Source organism: Luteibacter sp. NPDC104163 (genome assembly GCF_055584245.1).
In genome coordinates this window covers 81,523-97,624 of record NZ_JBVJMK010000020.1, presented here as the reverse complement: position 1 = coordinate 97,624, position 16,102 = coordinate 81,523, and the positions used below count along the sequence as shown (strand labels likewise).

The 16,102-nt window shown below is 67.6% G+C and carries 16 protein-coding genes; 4 read left to right on the top strand and 12 right to left on the bottom strand.

Features of this window, described 5'->3' with window-relative positions:
* Window positions 1-191: 191 nt before the first annotated feature.
* On the bottom strand, window positions 192-1,742 hold the full coding sequence (locus ACZ6YI_RS19290) for an MDR family MFS transporter (protein WP_465780053.1): 1,551 nt from the start codon (window positions 1,740-1,742) through the stop codon (window positions 192-194).
* A 94-nt stretch (window positions 1,743-1,836) separates the two neighbouring features.
* Between ACZ6YI_RS19290 and ACZ6YI_RS19285 the strand changes: the two genes are divergently transcribed.
* Window positions 1,837-2,517 carry a TetR/AcrR family transcriptional regulator gene (locus ACZ6YI_RS19285; RefSeq protein WP_465780052.1) on the top strand — a complete coding sequence of 227 codons (681 nt, stop codon included), beginning with the start codon at window positions 1,837-1,839 and terminating at the stop codon, window positions 2,515-2,517.
* A 29-nt stretch (window positions 2,518-2,546) separates the two neighbouring features.
* Entirely contained in the window at window positions 2,547-3,200 is a 654-nt protein-coding gene (gene gph, locus ACZ6YI_RS19280) for a phosphoglycolate phosphatase (RefSeq protein ID WP_465780051.1), read from the top strand.
* Window positions 3,201-3,298: 98 nt separating this feature from the next.
* On the opposite strand, the gene ACZ6YI_RS19275 is transcribed toward gph, so the two are convergent.
* The 9 genes from ACZ6YI_RS19275 to ACZ6YI_RS19235 form a co-directional block, all read right to left on the bottom strand.
* A complete protein-coding gene (locus ACZ6YI_RS19275; RefSeq protein ID WP_465780050.1) occupies window positions 3,299-4,669 on the bottom strand; it encodes a serine hydrolase domain-containing protein in 1,371 nt (456 codons plus the stop codon).
* A gap of 74 nt (window positions 4,670-4,743) precedes the next feature.
* Entirely contained in the window at window positions 4,744-5,502 is a 759-nt protein-coding gene (locus tag ACZ6YI_RS19270; protein WP_465780049.1) for a LytR/AlgR family response regulator transcription factor, read from the bottom strand.
* Entirely contained in the window at window positions 5,499-6,572 is a 1,074-nt protein-coding gene (locus ACZ6YI_RS19265) for a sensor histidine kinase (protein ID WP_465780048.1), read from the bottom strand. The genes ACZ6YI_RS19270 and ACZ6YI_RS19265 overlap by 4 nt, the downstream gene beginning before the upstream one ends.
* A 62-nt stretch (window positions 6,573-6,634) precedes the next feature.
* Window positions 6,635-7,135, bottom strand: a complete 501-nt coding sequence (msrA, locus tag ACZ6YI_RS19260) for a peptide-methionine (S)-S-oxide reductase MsrA (RefSeq protein ID WP_465780047.1) — start codon at window positions 7,133-7,135, stop codon at window positions 6,635-6,637.
* Window positions 7,132-7,593 carry a peptide-methionine (R)-S-oxide reductase MsrB gene (gene msrB / locus ACZ6YI_RS19255; RefSeq protein ID WP_440327098.1) on the bottom strand — a complete coding sequence of 154 codons (462 nt, stop codon included), beginning with the start codon at window positions 7,591-7,593 and terminating at the stop codon, window positions 7,132-7,134. Before msrB ends, msrA begins: the two co-directional genes overlap by 4 nt.
* Before the next feature lie 108 nt (window positions 7,594-7,701).
* Window positions 7,702-9,186 (bottom strand): glucose-6-phosphate dehydrogenase, encoded by a 1,485-nt coding sequence (gene zwf / locus ACZ6YI_RS19250; protein ID WP_465780046.1) that lies wholly within the window; start codon window positions 9,184-9,186, stop codon window positions 7,702-7,704.
* Between the two features lie 137 nt (window positions 9,187-9,323).
* Entirely contained in the window at window positions 9,324-9,872 is a 549-nt protein-coding gene (gene yjjX, locus ACZ6YI_RS19245) for an inosine/xanthosine triphosphatase (RefSeq protein ID WP_440327102.1), read from the bottom strand.
* Between the two features lie 3 nt (window positions 9,873-9,875).
* A complete protein-coding gene (pgm, locus tag ACZ6YI_RS19240) occupies window positions 9,876-11,516 on the bottom strand; it encodes a phosphoglucomutase (alpha-D-glucose-1,6-bisphosphate-dependent) (protein WP_465780045.1) in 1,641 nt (546 codons plus the stop codon).
* Between the two features lie 192 nt (window positions 11,517-11,708).
* On the bottom strand, window positions 11,709-12,347 hold the full coding sequence (locus ACZ6YI_RS19235; RefSeq protein ID WP_465780044.1) for a response regulator: 639 nt from the start codon (window positions 12,345-12,347) through the stop codon (window positions 11,709-11,711).
* 84 nt (window positions 12,348-12,431) lie between these two features.
* Here ACZ6YI_RS19235 and ACZ6YI_RS19230 point away from each other — a divergent pair, with 84 nt between their 5' ends.
* Window positions 12,432-13,274, top strand: a complete 843-nt coding sequence (locus ACZ6YI_RS19230; RefSeq protein WP_465780043.1) for an Hpt domain-containing protein — start codon at window positions 12,432-12,434, stop codon at window positions 13,272-13,274.
* Window positions 13,275-13,282: 8 nt separating this feature from the next.
* Window positions 13,283-14,113 (top strand): NAD-dependent protein deacetylase, encoded by an 831-nt coding sequence (locus ACZ6YI_RS19225; RefSeq protein WP_465780055.1) that lies wholly within the window; start codon window positions 13,283-13,285, stop codon window positions 14,111-14,113.
* Here the strand turns inward: ACZ6YI_RS19225 and tadA are convergent.
* Window positions 14,110-14,601 carry a tRNA adenosine(34) deaminase TadA gene (gene tadA, locus ACZ6YI_RS19220; protein WP_465780042.1) on the bottom strand — a complete coding sequence of 164 codons (492 nt, stop codon included), beginning with the start codon at window positions 14,599-14,601 and terminating at the stop codon, window positions 14,110-14,112. The two genes, ACZ6YI_RS19225 and tadA, sit on opposite strands and share 4 nt — an antisense overlap.
* Before the next feature lie 27 nt (window positions 14,602-14,628).
* Complete coding sequence (gene pdxR / locus ACZ6YI_RS19215) at window positions 14,629-16,032, bottom strand: MocR-like pyridoxine biosynthesis transcription factor PdxR (RefSeq protein ID WP_465780041.1); 1,404 nt, start codon at window positions 16,030-16,032, stop codon at window positions 14,629-14,631.
* Window positions 16,033-16,102 lie beyond the last annotated feature (70 nt).

Sequence of the window (16,102 nt, the reverse complement as noted above, 5' to 3'; positions counted from 1 at the left end):
ACTTCTTATCCACCCAACTCCCCGGCGCGGCCTCGCCCACCCCTGCCTACCGGGGGGGGGGTGGGGGGGGGGGGGCGCGGGGGGGCGCGGGGGGGGCGCGCCCCCCCCCCCCCCCCCCCCCCCCCCGCTCCCACAAAGCCAGGCTCCCATAAAGCCTGGCTTCCACAGAGCCAGTTGGGACAAACGCTTCGTCAGCCCTTCGCGCCCGCGCGGCGTAGCGGTACGTCGCGCAGGAACCAGGCCAGCACGAAGCCGAGGAACACCACCACCGCGGCGACGTGGTAGACCACGTGCAGCGACGACGCGAACGCGTGCAGGAACTTCGCATGCAGGTCCGCCGGCATCTTCGCGACCATGTCCGGCGAGAACGTGCGCGGCCCGATCGATGCCGCGGGGATATCAGCCGACATCCGCGCCTGCAGGCCGTGGGTGAACAGAGCACCAAACGCCGACACGCCGACCGAGCCGCCGATGGAGCGGAACATCGTGACGCCCGAGGTCGCGACGCCCATCAGTTTCATGTCCACGCTGTTCTGCACGGCCAGGATCAGCACCTGCATCACCATGCCGATGCCGAGGCCCAGCAGGCCCGCGTAACCGTAGATCAGGTAGAGCGGATCGTCTTCACCCACGCTGCCCAGCAGGACCAGCGCGATCGCGCCGAGCAGCGTGCCGATGATCGGGAACATCCGGTAGCGGCCGATGCGGCTGATGATCCGGCCGGCGACGATCGAACTGACCAGCACGCCACCCATCAGCGGCAGCAACTGTAGGCCAGCGCCCGTGGGCGAGACGCCCTTCACCACCTGGAGGTAAAGCGGCAGGTACGTCGTGGAGCCGAACAGCGCCGTCCCGACGAAGAAGCCGATCAGGCTGCACAGCAGGAAGGTGCGGTGGCGGAACAGGTGCAGCGGGATGATCGGCTCGCTGGCGATGCGCTCTTCGTAGATGAAACCCACGACGCTCACCAGGCCCATCACGAGGATCATCCACAGCGCGATCGAATCCCACGGCATCTGCGCGCCGCCCTCGGTCGTGAACAGGATGATGCAGCTGAGTGCGACGGCGAGGAAACCCGCGCCGAACCAGTCGATGGCGTGCTTCACGTGGCGCGTATGCGGGTGGAATACCGCGGCGATCACCAGCAGGCACAGGATGCCCAGCGGCAGGTTCACATAGAAGATCCAGCGCCAGGTGAGGTGATCCACCAGGAAGCCGCCGAGCAGCGGCCCGATGACCGTGGCGAGGCCGAAGACGCCACCGAACAGGCCCTGGTAGCGGCCGCGATCCGCCGGTGGCACGACATCGCCCACCGCCGCCATGGTGATCACCAGCAGGCCGCCTCCGCCGAGACCCTGCAGGGCGCGCATCAGGATCAGCATGGTCATGTCCTGGGCCAGGCCGCACAGCACGGAGCCGATCAGGAAGATGACGATGGCCACCTGCAGGACGATCTTGCGGCCGTACAGGTCGCCGAACTTGCCATAGAGCGGCACTACCACCGTGGAGGTCAGCAGGTAGGCGGTGACGACCCAGGAGAGCTGGCTGAGGCCGCCCAGGTCGTTGACGATCGTGGGTAGCGCGGTGGAGACGATGGTCTGGTCGAGCGCCGCCAGCAGCATCACCAGCATCAGCGCCGGGAAAAGCAGGCGCAGCGACGGCTGGGCCGGGATCGGCGCCAGGCTGGGCTCGACCACGCCGGCGGGCGTTTCGGCGGGTTCGGGACGGTGGACGGCGTTCACGGCGAGGTGGGCCTGTAAATTAATTAAGTCGTCAGTTAATATATGCGGCAATGGACCGCAAGGCAACACCCCGACACCGTGCTATTCATCTGCGATGACTGATTCCGATATCGACAACCCGACCCGACCGCGCCGTGGCCGCCCCCCGGGCCGACCCCACGCGCAGCCCGACGGCGCCGACCAGCGCAGCCGGATCATCGAGATCGCCCTGGCGCTGTACGCCCGCCATGGCTACAACGGCACGACCCTCGCCGCCATTGCCCGTGCCGCCGGGATGACTCCCGCGGCCGTGCACTACTACTTCAAGACCCGGGAACAGCTGTTCGACGAGGTGCACGAGGCGCATATCGCGCCGATGCGCGGCCGGGTCGAGGCGATCTTCGAGGAGTACAGGGGCGATCCCGTCGCCGCCTTCGTGAAGGTGGCCGAGCGTTTCGTGGAAGTCGCCGAAGAACACGAGTGGATCGCGCCGGTTTTCTTCGGCGACCTGCTCACCGAGGGCGATACGTTCCGCAAGCACGCCCGGAACAAGATCGACTACAAGAAGCAGGAGGCCTTCCACGCACGCATCCTGCAGTGGCAGGCCGAGGGGCTGCTGAATCCCGACCTCGATCCCGCGCTGGTGATGCCTTCGATCATGTCGCTGACCATGTTGTTCATGGCCGCCCGACGCAAGTGGAAGGATGACCCGATGCGCAAGGACGTGGATCGCGAAGCCATCCGTCGCCACGCCGCGGCGCTGCTTGGCCACGGCCTGGGCCCCGTGAAGGCGTAGAATCAACGTTTTTACCGCGGAGCGGCACCTTGGCCTTCCCCTATTCCCTCGTCATCTTCGACCTCGACGGCACGCTGGTGGACAGCGCGGCGGATATCGCCGAATCGGTGAACCGCACCCTGAGCGACTGGCGGCTGCCTGTGTACGACGTGAAGCAGATCACCGGGTGGATCGGTGAAGGCTCGCGCCAGTTGATCACCTACGCGTTCCAAGATGCGGGCAGCGATGCGGATATCGACGACGTCATGCCGGGGTTCCTGGTGCACTACGCGGAAACCGCGCTGGATGCCGTGGCATACGATGGCGTGGTCGATACGCTGGCCGCCTTGCATGCGCAGGGTGTGAAACTGGCCGTATGCACGAACAAGAACGAAGAATTCGTCCGCCCGCTGCTCGAGGCGCGCGGCATGATGCCGTATATCGACGGCATCGTCGGTGGGAACACGTTGCCGGAGCGCAAGCCGAGCGGCGTGCCGCTGAAGCATCTGGCCGATGAGGCGGGCGTGCCGCTCGATCGTGTAGTGATGGTGGGCGACTCCGAAAGCGACATGCTCGCGGCGAAGGATGCCGGCGTGCCTTACGTGCTCGTGACCTACGGCTATCCCAAGTCGCTGGATGTCCATAATGCCGGCGCAATCGCCGTGATCGACCATTTCGCCGACCTGCTGAAGCTAAACAGCTAACGCCGTTGTGGGAGCGGGGGGGGGGGCGCGGGGGGGGGGGGGGGGCCCCCCCCCCCCCCCCCCCCACCCCCGCTCCCACAAGGTCAGGACTGGACGCCTTAGCGGTATGCCTCGATCGCCGCCTTGATCAACCGCACATCGTCCTCGATGCCGTAGTTCGGCGGCGCGGAGTAACCGAAGCGGGTGATCACCAGGTGTTCGGAAGGCACGATGTAGATGCGCTGGCCCATCGTGCCGCTGGCGAAGAAACCATCCTTCGGGAAGCCGCCCTCGACGCGATAACGGGCGACATCGCTCGGGCCGTCGTTGGTCCAGAAGCCTGCGCCGTACGGGGCGCCCAGCGCCGAGGTGCGCGACCAGTTCACCCAACCCTCCGGCAGCAGCCGCGTTCCGTCCGGCGCTTTGCCATCGTTGAGGTACAGCAGGCCGAACCGGGCGTAATCACGGGCGCTGGTGAACACATACGTCGAGCCGATGAAGGTGCCCTTCCCGTCGAACTCCATCGTGACGTCGCCCATGTGCAGCGGGTCAAACAGGCGCCGGTGCGCGAACTCGCGCAGGCCGGCAGCGCCGCCACCGACGTGTCCGCCGATCAGGCGATCGAGCAGCACGGTGTCCGCCGAGGTGTAGTCAAACGTCTTGCCCGGCGCTTCCGCGGCGGGCTGCGCGGCGGCATAGCCGGCCATATCGCCATGCAGGAACTCCATTTTCGCCACCATGCTGAAGGGTGATTCCGCTTCCTCGGCGTCCAGGCCGCTCTGCATGCGCAGCAGGTCTTCGATGCGGATGGCCGCGCGCGCGTCCCCCGGACGGCGCCACTCGGGTGCGTTCAGGGGTGCCTTCACATCCACCTTGCCATCCAGCGCGAGCATGCCCAGGAAGGCATTGGTGAACGACTTCGCGACGGAGAAGCTGATCAGCGGCGAATGGATGCCATAGCCCGCGGCGTAGCGTTCGGCGACCACCTTGCCGTCCTTCACGATCACGACGGCCTTCACCACCTTCGGCGCCTCACCCGGCCGTTCCGCGAACACGCGGTCGAGCGCCTGGGCGACAGCCGGCTTGTCCGTGGTGACCAGCGATCCGGGCGCGAAGCCATCGTCGATATCCGGCCGGCGGTGCGGATCGGATACCAGCGGCGCGTTGCCTGGCAAGTCGAGGCGGCAGCCGTAGCCGGGCGTGTAGGAGGCCGTCGCCAGCGTCGAAACGAGGCCGTCGACCGATACGCTCTGCCGGTCGCGATCGACGTGCACGCTCAGCAGTTTCGCGCCGGCCTCGCCCAGCATGGGCGTCACCAGTTCCCTGAAGATCGCGTCGGGATCCTGGTGACCGACGAACGTCATCGAGCAGACGTGGTGGGCCGCCAGCCCGGCGCCCACGCGCACGGCCTGGTCAGGGCGGGCCACGGCCCATGCCGTACCGGCGAGGGCCAGGGTGATGGCTGAGGCAATCAGGGCTTTCTTGCGCATGGCTGGGCTCCGTTGGGTGGAGCTAGTCTGCGGTGGGGCAACCGGCCGCGGCGCGGTGGCTGGGACGAACCCGCTCAGCCCGGGGACGAACCGAACGCCCCGGCGATACCCGCATCGAAGTAGCGCTTCGTCCACGTCACCCGGCTGCCGTCGACCAGTACCAGGCGCTTCTCTCCATCCGGCCAGGGTTGCACTTCGACCACGGCATCCAGGCGCACGATGGTGGAGCGGTTCACCCGGGCGAAGCGTGAGGGGTGCAGGCGGGCCAGCATCGCGTCGAGCGTGCCGCGCAGCCGTCGCGGCGTCCCTTCCACGTAGACGTCGAGGTAGTTACGGTCCGATTCGATCCGGTCCACACGCTCGAGCGGCACCAGTGCCGCCGAGTCGCCGGTGGGCAGCAGCAAGCGCTCGAGATAGTGCGCGGGTGGCGGTGCATCGCCGAGCAAGGCATCGAGCTTTGCGATGGACGGCACGATGCGCTCGCAAAGGCGTCGCGCCGTGCGTGCGAAACGCTCGGGGCCCACCGGTTTCATGAGGTAATCGAACGCATGGACCTCGAACGCACGGACGGCCTGGTCGCCGTGGGCGGTGACGAAGACGACCTCCGCCGGCAGCGGATCGCCCAGCGCCTGCAGGACGGCAAAGCCATCCATGCCGGGCATGCTGATGTCGAGGAAGACGATATCCGGGCGCTCGCGCTGGATGAGCGCCACGGCGGAGGGCCCGTCGGAAGCCTCGCCGACCCACAGGATGCCTTCGTGCTCGGCGAGGTAACGGCGAAGCTTCGCCCGGGCCGGCGCTTCGTCGTCGATGACTACGGCGCGCAGGCTCATGGCGTGGACGCCTCCCGTGCGGGAAGCCACAACGTAACCACGGAACCCTGCCCAGCAGGTTCCAGACGCACGCCGGCCGCCGCACCGTAGAGATGCTGCAAACGCGCCTGCACGTTACCCAGGCCGATGCCGTGTCCGGGACGCGCCGTCGTGCCCCCGCCACCGTCGCGGACAGTCAGCACTGCGTGCTCGCCGTCGCGTCGCGCTTCGATGCGAACGTAACGCGCATCGCCGACGCCGCCGTGTTCGATGGCGTTTTCAACCAGTGGCTGCAGCACGAGGAACGGCACCTGGATATCGGCCAGGCTTTCATCCGCATTCCTCCCGGCATCGAGGCCCGCGCCGAAGCGCGCGCGCTGGATATCCAGGTACAGGTCCAGCAGGCGCCATTCCTCGCGCAACGCATGCTCCTGGCTGCCGGCGGCAAGTGTCGCGCGCAGTAGCTCGCCGACGCGCGCGAGCATTTCATCGGCGACGCGCGGCCGCTCGTACATGAGCTCGGAAACGGCATTGAGCGTATTGAATAGAAAATGGGGATTGAGCTGGAGGCGCAACGCTTCGAGGCGCGCCTCGGATAGCGCGGATTCGAGCTGGGCATTACGCAGTTCGCGCGCTCGGCCTTCGCGGTAACGATCGAACAACCACACGCCGGCCACGATCACCGCATAGAAGAACAGCTGGGTGGGCATCTCCATGAGATAGCGCCACACGGTGACCGGATACGCGAGCCCCGGGTCGCCGGCGAGGCGGAACACGACCGCGCGCGACGCGATCATGAGCGTCGTCTGGGTCACGGACAGTGCTAGGAATAGCCCAGCATGGGCAAGCAGCGTGCGCGGCATGCGACGCAGGGCGATGAACAGCAGCGGCAGGCACGCGCCAAAGGTCAGCGAGCCGGTGAGTTCTTCGATGAGTTTCGGCGCGAACGGGCTCGAATACCCGTTGGCCACGTCGATCAGGAAACGGTTGGTGGCCCGGAGCAACCCGATGGCCACCAGCAACGCGATCCACAGCCACAGCGCATGGCGCCGCCACGCGGGTGGAACCGCCCTGCCCTCGCCAACCGCCATGCCTTTTCCCCGCCGACACTCCGCCGGCTCTTATACCAGAGCCGGCGGGTGGCACGATGGGGTCAGGCCGCGCGGCGCGGCAGCACCCAGTCGGGGCGGATGAAGTGGCAGGTGTAACCGCTGGGGTACTTCTCCAGGTAATCCTGGTGCTCCGGCTCCGCCTCCCAGAACGGGCCGGCCGGGCTCAGCTCGGTGACCACCTTGCCGGGCCACAGGCCGGAGGCGTTCACATCGGCGATGGTGTCCTCGGCGACCGCTTTCTGCTCGTCATCCAGGTAGAAGATGGCCGAACGGTAGCTTGTGCCGCGGTCGTTGCCCTGGCGATTGACGGTGGTCGGGTCGTGGATCTGGAAGAAGAACTCCAGGATCTTCCGGTAGCTGATCTTCGCCGGATCGAACTCGATCTCGATCGCCTCGGCATGCGTGCCGTGGTTGCGATAGGTTGCGTTCGGCACATCGCCGCCGGAGTAACCGACGCGCGTGCTGATGATGCCGGGCTGCTTGCGGATCAGGTCCTGCATGCCCCAGAAGCAACCGCCGGCGAGAATGGCTTTCGATGTCATGCGGCACCTCCATTGGCATTCGTGAACAGCCTGGCGTAATCGCCATAGCCTTCCTTCTCCAGGTCGGCGACCGGGATGAACCGCAACGATGCGGAATTGATGCAATAGCGCAGGCCGCCGCGATCGCGCGGGCCATCCGGGAAAACGTGGCCCAGGTGGCTGTCGCCATGGGTCGAGCGCACTTCCGTACGGACCATGCCGTGGCTGGCGTCGTGCTTCTCCACAACGTGCTCGTTCTCGAGCGGCTGGGTGAAGCTGGGCCAGCCACAACCGCTGTCGAATTTGTCGAGCGACGAGAACAACGGCTCGCCGGAGACGATATCGACGTAGATGCCCGGTTCCTTGCTTTCGTGGAAGGCGTTATGGAACGGGCGCTCGGTGCCGCTCTGCTGGGTCACCCGGAACTGCTCCGGGCTGAGACGGGCGAGGGCCTCGGGGGTCTTGCGGTAGTCGGACATGGGGAGCCTCCTGGGGATGATCGGCGCCGCGGTCGCCCGCTTCGCCGCTCCCCACATAATGCGGGCGAGCGGCGTGGATGCAATGCCCCGGGAGGGTGAAGGGGCCGCTCAGGCGGCCAGGTCTTCCACCCACTGGTGACCCGCCTGGGCCAGCAACGCGCGCGCCGATTCCGGCCCCCAGGTGCCCGCTTCATACGCATCCGGGCCGCTGGCCGCATCGCTCCAGCCCTGCAGGATCGGGGTCACCCACTGCCAGGCGGCTTCGGTCTCATCCTTACGGACGAACAGGGCCGGGCTGCCCTTCACGGCATCCAGCATCAGGCCCTCGTACGAGTCGCGGAAGCGCACGCGGCCCGGCTCGCCCAGCTTCGACAGCGCATCGACTTCGTCCAGCCCGAACGCATTGCCCGGCTGCTTCACGAAGAGCGGCAGGATCACGCTCTCGTTGGGCTGCACGCGGATCACCAGGCGGCTGCCCGGGCGCGCTTCGCCGAAGAGGCCAGGCTCGCCAGCGCGGAACTGGATGACCACTTCCGTGAGCTTCTCCGGCATGCGCTTGCCCGAGCGAAGGTAGAACGGCACGCCCTGCCAGCGCGGGGTATCGATCTCCGCCTTCAACGCCACGAACGTCTCGGTCTTGCTCGGCGCCGCATCGGGCAGTTCATCGCGGTACGCGGGCACGCTCTGTCCGGCCGAGGTGCCGCTGACGTACTGGCCGCGCGCCACGTTGGCCGCGAGGTTATGCCGGTCGAGCGGCTTCAGCGACGTGAGCACGCGCACCTTCTCGTCGCGGAGCGCGTCGGCATCCAGCGACGACGGACGCTCCATGGCGACCACCGTGAGCACCTGCAGCAGGTGGTTCTGGATCATGTCGCGCAGGGCGCCAGAGCCATCGTAATAGCCACCGCGACCCTCGAGGCCAACGGTCTCCGCGGCGGTGATCTGCACGTACTCGATGGACTCGTGGTCCCACATGCGCTCGAGCATCGGATTCGCGAAGCGCAGCGCGATGATGTTCTGCACCGCCTCCTTGCCGAGGTAGTGATCGATGCGGTAGATGCTGTTTTCCGGGAAGTGCTGGCCCACGCCCTCGTTGACCTTGCGTGCGGTCTCGAGATCCGTGCCGATGGGCTTTTCCAGGACGATGCGCGAGTGCGCGGTGCGCAGGCCCTTCTGGTCGATGTTCGCTGCGATCGCGCCATAGAGGTCGGGCGCCGTCGCCAGGTAGAACACGCGGACCCGGGCCGGATCATTGCTGGCCAGCTTTGCCGCCAGGCTCGCCCAGTCGCCGTTCGCGTCCGCACCGTTGAGGCTCACGTAGTGCACCAGTTGCAGGAATCGCTCCACCGTGGCGTCGACCAGCTCGTCGCCACGGATGAACTCGCGCAGCGCCTTAAGTGCCCGCTCGCGATACGCGGCATCATCCAGCGGCGAACGCGCCGTGCCGATGATCCGCGCATCCGCCGGCACCTGGCCTTCCGCAAAGCGCCGGTACAACGCCGGCAGCAGCTTGCGCATGGTGAGGTCGCCGGTGGCGCCGAAAATGACGTAATCGAAGGACGGGACGGGTTCGAGCGGGCTTGAAGAGGTCATGACCTGGTATCCGAGGCAAGGGATGGCGGCGGACACACCGTCACCGATGCCATGCTGGATAAGGGGCCTTGGGCCGGATTCAAGGGGTTGAATCGATCTAAATCGTTACGCCGGCGGCACAACACCTTTGCCCCGCCCTACAGGTCGAGGCTGTAGAGCTCCGGGTGGAGGAACGGGGCCATCGCCAGCGCCATGGCCTGGGCGTAAGCGTCCTCGCGGGTGACATGGCCGTTGGTGACGAGGCCGATCGCTCCACCCTGCTGCTTGATGTTGACCGTACCGAACAGCCGGTCCATCACATCGCCGAGTTCGTCGCCCTCCAGCAGGGCCTCGTACACGGCCGGCGGGAGCGGCAGCCACGCGCTCCGCCCCACGGAGACGACATCGCCGTGGCCAATGGCGACGACGCCGAAGGTGCCCGGGCCGTCTTCCGTGACATCGACCCCGCCCTCCAGCGCGACGAAGAAATCCGCCTCGCCGTGCTGGCGGCAGTAGTTCATCCGGTTTAATGCGCCCTCGCGGGTCTCCGCCGCCGTCATCGGCTGGTCGGGGACGCCGGAGGGGGCGTGCATGCCGGTGCACTCGACCAGGCGCCCCGGGAAAAGCGGCGCCAGGCCACGCTGGACCGCGGCCACCTTGATCGGGTTACGCGAGCCGACCAGCACGCGGATGGGTTCGTGCGCCATGGCTCAGCCCAATGCCTTGTCGACCATGGCCTGGGCTTCCTCGAGCACGCGGGCCAGGTGGTCCTTGCCGCGGAAGCTTTCGCCGTAGACCTTGTAGATGTCTTCGGTGCCCGAGGGCCGCGCCGCGAACCAGCCCTGCGCCGAACTCACCTTGATACCGCCGATGGGCTGGCCATCGGCCTGGTTGATAACCGTGGTGATCGGGTCGCCGGCGAGCGTCTTCGAGGTGACCTGCGCCGGATCGAGCTTTGACAACTTCTGCTTCTGCGCGTGCGTCGCGGGCGCATCGATGCGCGAATTGGCGGGATCGCCCAGCTTGCCGGTGATCTCCTGGTACAGCTTGCCGGGATCGCCGCCGGTGCGCGCGGTCATTTCGCCGGCCAGCAGCGCAGCGAGGATGCCATCCTTGTCGGTCGACCAGGCGGAGGCATCCTTCGCCAGGAACGATGCACCCGCGCTTTCCTCGCAACCGAAACCGACGCTGCCATCGAACAGGCCCGGCACGAAATACTTGAAGCCGACGGGCACTTCGAGCAGCGGGCGCTTCAGGTGCGTGGCGATGCGGTCGAGCAAACCGGTGCTGACCGCGGTCTTGCCGACGGCCGCGTCCGCACGCCAGCCGGGGCGGTTCTGGAACAGGTACCACGCCGCTGCCGCGAGATAGTGGTTCGCCGGCATGAGGCCGACGCTGGGTGCGACGACGCCGTGGCGATCGTGGTCGGTATCGCAGGCGAAGGCGACGTCGAACTTGTCCTTGAGGTGGATCAGGCGCTGCATGGCGTACGACGACGATGGGTCCATGCGGACCTTGCCGTCCCAGTCCAGCGACATGAACGCAAAGGTCTTGTCGACCGCCTCGCTCACCACGGTGAGGTTCAGGCCGTAGCGCTCGCCGATCGCGCTCCAGTAATGCACGCCGGCGCCGCCCAGCGGATCCACGCCCATGCGCACGCCGTTGGCGCGAATGATCTCAAGATCAAGTGCGTCGCCCAGGTCGCCGACATAGCGCTGCAGGAAATCGAAAGCGTGCGTGGTCGACGCCTTCGCGGCCTGCGCGTAGGGCACGCGGCGTACGTCGCGCAGGCCACCCTCGATCAGCGCATTGGCCCGGTCCGCGATCCACTTCGTCGCATCCGTATCCGCGGGGCCGCCATGCGGCGGGTTGTACTTGATGCCGCCGTTATCCGGCGGGTTATGCGACGGCGTGATGACGATGCCATCGGCCTTGCCTGCCTCGCGACCGCGGTTGTGCACCAGGATGGCGTGCGACACGGCGGGAGTCGGCGTGTACTCGCCGCCGGCCGAGACCATGGTCTCGACGCCGTTACCCGCGAGTACCTCCAGCGTGCTTTCGAACGCCGGCTGCGACAGCGCGTGGGTATCGATGCCGACGTAGACCGGGCCATCGACGCCCGCCTTCTTCCGGTACTCGCAGATCGCCTGGACCACGGCGAGGACATGCGCCTCGTTGAACGAGCGCTCGAACGATGAGCCACGATGGCCGGAGGTGCCGAAGGCGACGCGCTGCTCGGGGACCGAGGGATCCGGTTTCAGGTCCGCATAGGCGGCCACGAGCGCCGACAGATCGACGAGCTTGCTCTCGGTAGCGGGCTTTCCCGCGAGGGGGCTGATCTTGGCACTCACCGATGAATCTCCTTGCTACGGGAGCCGCGGGGGCCCCGGGGTCGGGCATTGTAGGCACGGCGCGTGCCTGGGGTTGTCAAGCAGGCGTGCACGTTGCCGCGCCCGCCAGCTGGCAAGGATCGCGTAGTTTTGAGAATTCTTCTATGTCCCCGGCCGCATTCGCTGGCTATCGTGGCAGCGTCCGTTCAGCAGTCACAGGCGCAGCCGCTCGATGTACTCAAAAACCTCGTTGTCGTTGGCCAGGCGCAGCTTGCGCATGGCATTGGTCTTCTGCTGGCTGACGGTGGACAGGCCGCGGCCTGTGGCCCGGGCGATATCGGTGACGCCGTGGCCGGCGGCAAACATGCGCAGGATCTCGAGTTCGCGCGGCGACAGGTCGGCCAGGGTACCGCTGCGGTCGACCACCGTGCCCTGCTCCACGCCCAGCACGGCCTGCACGGAGGCGCCGAGATACACATGACGGGCAACGATCTCACGCAGTGCCTCGGGAATATCCCGCGCGTCGCCCGATTTGCCGATGAGCCCCAACACACCCATCGAAAGGATCTCGCGGTACAACGCGGGATTGGCGATGGTGGTGATCACCATCACCGGGAGACCCGGGTAACGCGAGCGCACGGCCTGCAGCATCGCAAGGCCATCACGAGCAGACCCCGGCATGCTGAAATCCGTGATCAGCGCATCGCATGCGGTGGTTTCAAGGAGATTGAGCAACGCTTCGGGCGAATCCGCCTCGCCGGTGACACGCGCGACGCCGTTACGGGACAGGGCAAGTCCGATGCCCTTCAACACGACCGGATGGTCGTCGGCAATGATGACGCGATAGGCCATGAGTGATCCTTCGATGTGGCGCTGTCCATGTGGCCGCGTTGCCATGCCTGTGCTCCGCGGGGCGCTGAGTTGAGCACATCGCGCATGGGGATGCCAGCACACTGGTGGCGCACGACCGTGGAGCGCTGGCTTGATGCACGCGCCGCGCGCGCCGCACGCATCGCACATGCCGCCGGTTTGCCTGACCTGCTCGAACGTCTCGGGCAACGCTATCGTGGGCGCGCCCAGCGACGCGGCCTGCAACTCGCGCTGGAGATCGATCCCACGCTCGGCCCCGATCTGGTCGGACCCATCCGCGGCCTGGGCGACATGCTGCAGCCGCTTATGGAACTCGCCATCGACCACCCGGCGAGCGATGTGGTGACGCTCGCGATCGATGTTGTGCGTGACGAGCCCGGAAGGCAGGTGGCGCACTTCAGCGTGACCCTGAAGCCGTCCAACGCAGCCGCGACGGACCCGTTCGCTTCGGTCATCGACGCGATCAGGCGACGGCTGGACACCCTGGGCGGTGCGCTGGCCATCGAGGCAGCCGATGTGTTCCGCATTACCATCGAACTGGGCTTCATCGTGCCGCCTGCCGCGCCGCATGTGGATGTCGTCGCCTTGCGCACGATGCTGGGTAGCGACGCGGCGATGCGCGAGGTTATCGATGCGCTTCGTGAAGCCCTCGCCGCCGACGTCGGTGACCTCGAGGGCGCGCTGGCCCGGGCGGATGCCCACGCGGTCCGGCAATGGCTGCACCGCGTTTCCGGCGCGCTCGGCATGGCTGAAGCCACCGGGCTTTCCGCCATGGGCATCCGGCTCGAACAGGATCTGGCGGTACGCCCGCTGGATGACATGGCACTGGGCATCCGCCGCTTCGCCATGGATGCGACCCGGGCGCTGGCCTGGCTGCGTGAAGGCCGCGGCAACGAACCGCTGATATAGTGAAGCGGATGACACTCACCGATGCGTACGATGCCGCGCCCGAAGCTCTGCGAACATTCGTAGACGCGCATCCGCGCCTGTTCGTCCTGACCGGCGCCGGCATCAGCACCGATTCCGGTATCCCCGACTACCGCGACGGCCAGGGCGCGTGGAAGCGCAGCCCGCCGATGACCCTGCAGCTCTTCATGAGTGGCGAACCGGCCCGCGCGCGCTACTGGGCACGCGGCATGATCGGCTGGCGGCACTTCGGCGCCGTGCAGCCGAACATCGCCCACCACGCGCTTGCCAACCTGGAGCGACAGGGCCGCATCGAGCTCCTGCTCACGCAGAACGTCGATGGCCTGCACGAGGCCGCCGGCAGCGTAAACGTGGTGGACCTGCATGGCCGCATGGATCGCGTCCGCTGCATGCAGTGCGGCGACATCACCCGCCGCGACGCCATGCAGCGCCGCCTGGAGGAAGCGAATCCGGCCTGGCTCGAACTCCAGGCCACGGTTGCGCCGGACGGCGATGCGGACCTCGATAACGTGGATTTCTCACGATTCGTCGTGCCGCCGTGCACGGTGTGCGGCGGGATCCTCAAGCCTGACGTGGTGTTCTTCGGAGAGAACGTGCCCCGCGCCCGGGTGGATACCGCATGGGCCCATCTCGCTCGCGCCGATGCCATGCTCGTCGTCGGCTCGTCGCTGATGGTCTTTTCCGGTTATCGCTTCGTCCTGGAGGCATCGCGCAAGGGCCTGCCCATCGCGTCGGTCAACCTCGGCGTGACGCGCGCCGACGCCCTGTTGACCCTGCCCATTCCCTTGCCGGTGGCGGAAGCGCTGCGACCGTTCGCCTAGCGGCGCGACCGGAAGAACTGGCGCAGCATGTCGCCGGCAGCGTCGGCTTCGAGGCCCCCGGCCACGACGACCTTGTGGTTGTGACGATCCGATATGAGCGTGTCGAACACGCTGCCGGCCGCACCGGTTTTCGGATCGGTCGCGCCGTAGACCACCCGGCCCACGCGCGCATGGACCATCGCCATCGCGCACATGGCGCAGGGCTCCAGGGTGACGTATAGGGTCGCGCCGGGGAAACGATAGTTACCCAGCGCTTCGCCTGCGGCACGCAAGGCCTGGATCTCGGCGTGCGCGGTGGGATCGTTCAGGGTGATGTTGCGGTTCCAGCCCAGGCCGACGGCCTTGCCTTCCACCACGAGGACGGCGCCCACGGGGACCTCGCCCTCCGCGTCCCGCGCATGCGCCGCCAGCTCGAGCGCGCGCGCCATCCACGCGCGGTCTTCATCGCTGAACGGAGGAGCGGCATCGGGGATGAGCGGGTTGTTCAAGGAGTACTCCAGGGCAAGCCGCGCATTCTAGCCGGTCGCGCCACGCAGCACCGCCGCAAGCCGTTCCACCAGTTGATCCGCTTGCGCCGGGTCGGCGTTGGTCACGCCCAGCAGGAGCCCTGCGCGCTTCTCCGGCCCGGCAAACCACGGCGATAGCGGCACCGGCGCCAGTTCCGCGGCATGCGCGGCCCTGGCCAGCGCGACGTCGTTGGTGCCCGCGGGTAGTGGCACGCACAGCGAAAGGCCACCACCCTCCCAGGCCAGGCCCGCCCGGGTGAGCGCCGCGGCCACGGCGTCGCGCCGGCTGGCGTACGCGCGCTTCATCCGGCGAAGGTGGCGCAGGTAGTGCCCCTGCTCGATGAAGGCGGCGACCGCGTGCTGCATGACCGGTGGCGGGGCGGGCTCCAGCGTGCCGACCACCTCGTGGAGCGCGGCGGTCAGTGCGGCCGGCACCACGAGGTAGCCCATGCGCAAGCCCGGCGCGATGGTCTTGCTGAAGGTGCCTATATGGATCACGCGGTGCTCGTCCATCGATGCGAGCGCGGGAGCCGCGCGCCGGGTGAGCTGCAGTTCGCCGAGATAATCGTCCTCGATGATCCAGCGCTCGCCACCGTGCGCCCATTCAAGCAGTGCGAGGCGCCGCTCCAGTGACATGGCCACGCCAGTGGGTGCCTGCTGGCCAGGCGTGACGAGGGCGACCGCGGCATGCGGTGCGAGCGCCCTGCCCGCTGCGACGTCCATGCCTTCAGCGTCCACCGGCACCGGCACCGGCCGCAGGCCGGCCCAGCCCAGCGCCGTGCGCGCGAACGGGTAGCCCGGCTCCTCGAACCACGCATCGGCGCCCTGTACGCGTAACACGCGGAGGATCGCGCTGAGCGCGCCCGCATACCCGTGCGTTATGAAGACCTGCGACGGGTGGCAGGCCAGGCCACGTGCGACGGCGAGATAGCCCGCGATCCCGGCCCGAAGGTTCGGCTCGCCGCGCGGATCCGGGTAGTCAGCCGGGGCGGCGGCTGTCTCGCGCGCCGCCTGGCCGAGCAACCGCGACCAGAGCGCCGCCGGAAACAGGTCCGCCGACGGCACGCCCACCTGGAACGGCAGCGCGGAGGTATGCCCGACCGGGTAACCACCGAAGGGAGCGCGCGTGCGGATGGGTTCCGGCTCCGGGCGCGACGCCGGGACGCGACGCGCGACGCGCGTGCCCGCCGCCCCCGAAGGCACCACGAACTGGCCGTCGGCCAGTTCCTCATAGGCCATTCGGACGGTGCCCCGCGCGACCCCCAGCTGGGCTGCCAGGTCGTTCCAGGACGGCAGGCGGGTGCCGGGGGCAAGCCTGCCGTCGCGGATCGCATCGCGGATGCCATCCGCGATCTGCGCCGACAGCGAGAGCCGTGCGCCGCGATCGATTCGTATGCCGAAGGAAGCTTCCATGCCGCCGATGGTACATCGCCGGAACGCATTCTTGGCTCTGGCGACTGACCCATGCCGGGCGCAGGCTATC

Coding starts and splice junctions, on each gene's coding strand:
- ACZ6YI_RS19285 (WP_465780052.1), top strand. CDS start 1,837: ATGACTGATTCCGATATCGACAACCCGACCCGACCGCGCCGTGGCCGC.
- ACZ6YI_RS19275 (WP_465780050.1), bottom strand. CDS start 4,669: ATGCGCAAGAAAGCCCTGATTGCCTCAGCCATCACCCTGGCCCTCGCC.
- ACZ6YI_RS19270 (WP_465780049.1), bottom strand. CDS start 5,502: ATGAGCCTGCGCGCCGTAGTCATCGACGACGAAGCGCCGGCCCGGGCG.
- ACZ6YI_RS19265 (WP_465780048.1), bottom strand. CDS start 6,572: ATGGCGGTTGGCGAGGGCAGGGCGGTTCCACCCGCGTGGCGGCGCCAT.
- msrA (WP_465780047.1), bottom strand. CDS start 7,135: ATGACATCGAAAGCCATTCTCGCCGGCGGTTGCTTCTGGGGCATGCAG.
- msrB (WP_440327098.1), bottom strand. CDS start 7,593: ATGTCCGACTACCGCAAGACCCCCGAGGCCCTCGCCCGTCTCAGCCCG.
- zwf (WP_465780046.1), bottom strand. CDS start 9,186: ATGACCTCTTCAAGCCCGCTCGAACCCGTCCCGTCCTTCGATTACGTC.
- yjjX (WP_440327102.1), bottom strand. CDS start 9,872: ATGGCGCACGAACCCATCCGCGTGCTGGTCGGCTCGCGTAACCCGATC.
- ACZ6YI_RS19235 (WP_465780044.1), bottom strand. CDS start 12,347: ATGGCCTATCGCGTCATCATTGCCGACGACCATCCGGTCGTGTTGAAG.
- ACZ6YI_RS19230 (WP_465780043.1), top strand. CDS start 12,432: ATGGGGATGCCAGCACACTGGTGGCGCACGACCGTGGAGCGCTGGCTT.
- ACZ6YI_RS19225 (WP_465780055.1), top strand. CDS start 13,283: ATGACACTCACCGATGCGTACGATGCCGCGCCCGAAGCTCTGCGAACA.
- pdxR (WP_465780041.1), bottom strand. CDS start 16,032: ATGGAAGCTTCCTTCGGCATACGAATCGATCGCGGCGCACGGCTCTCG.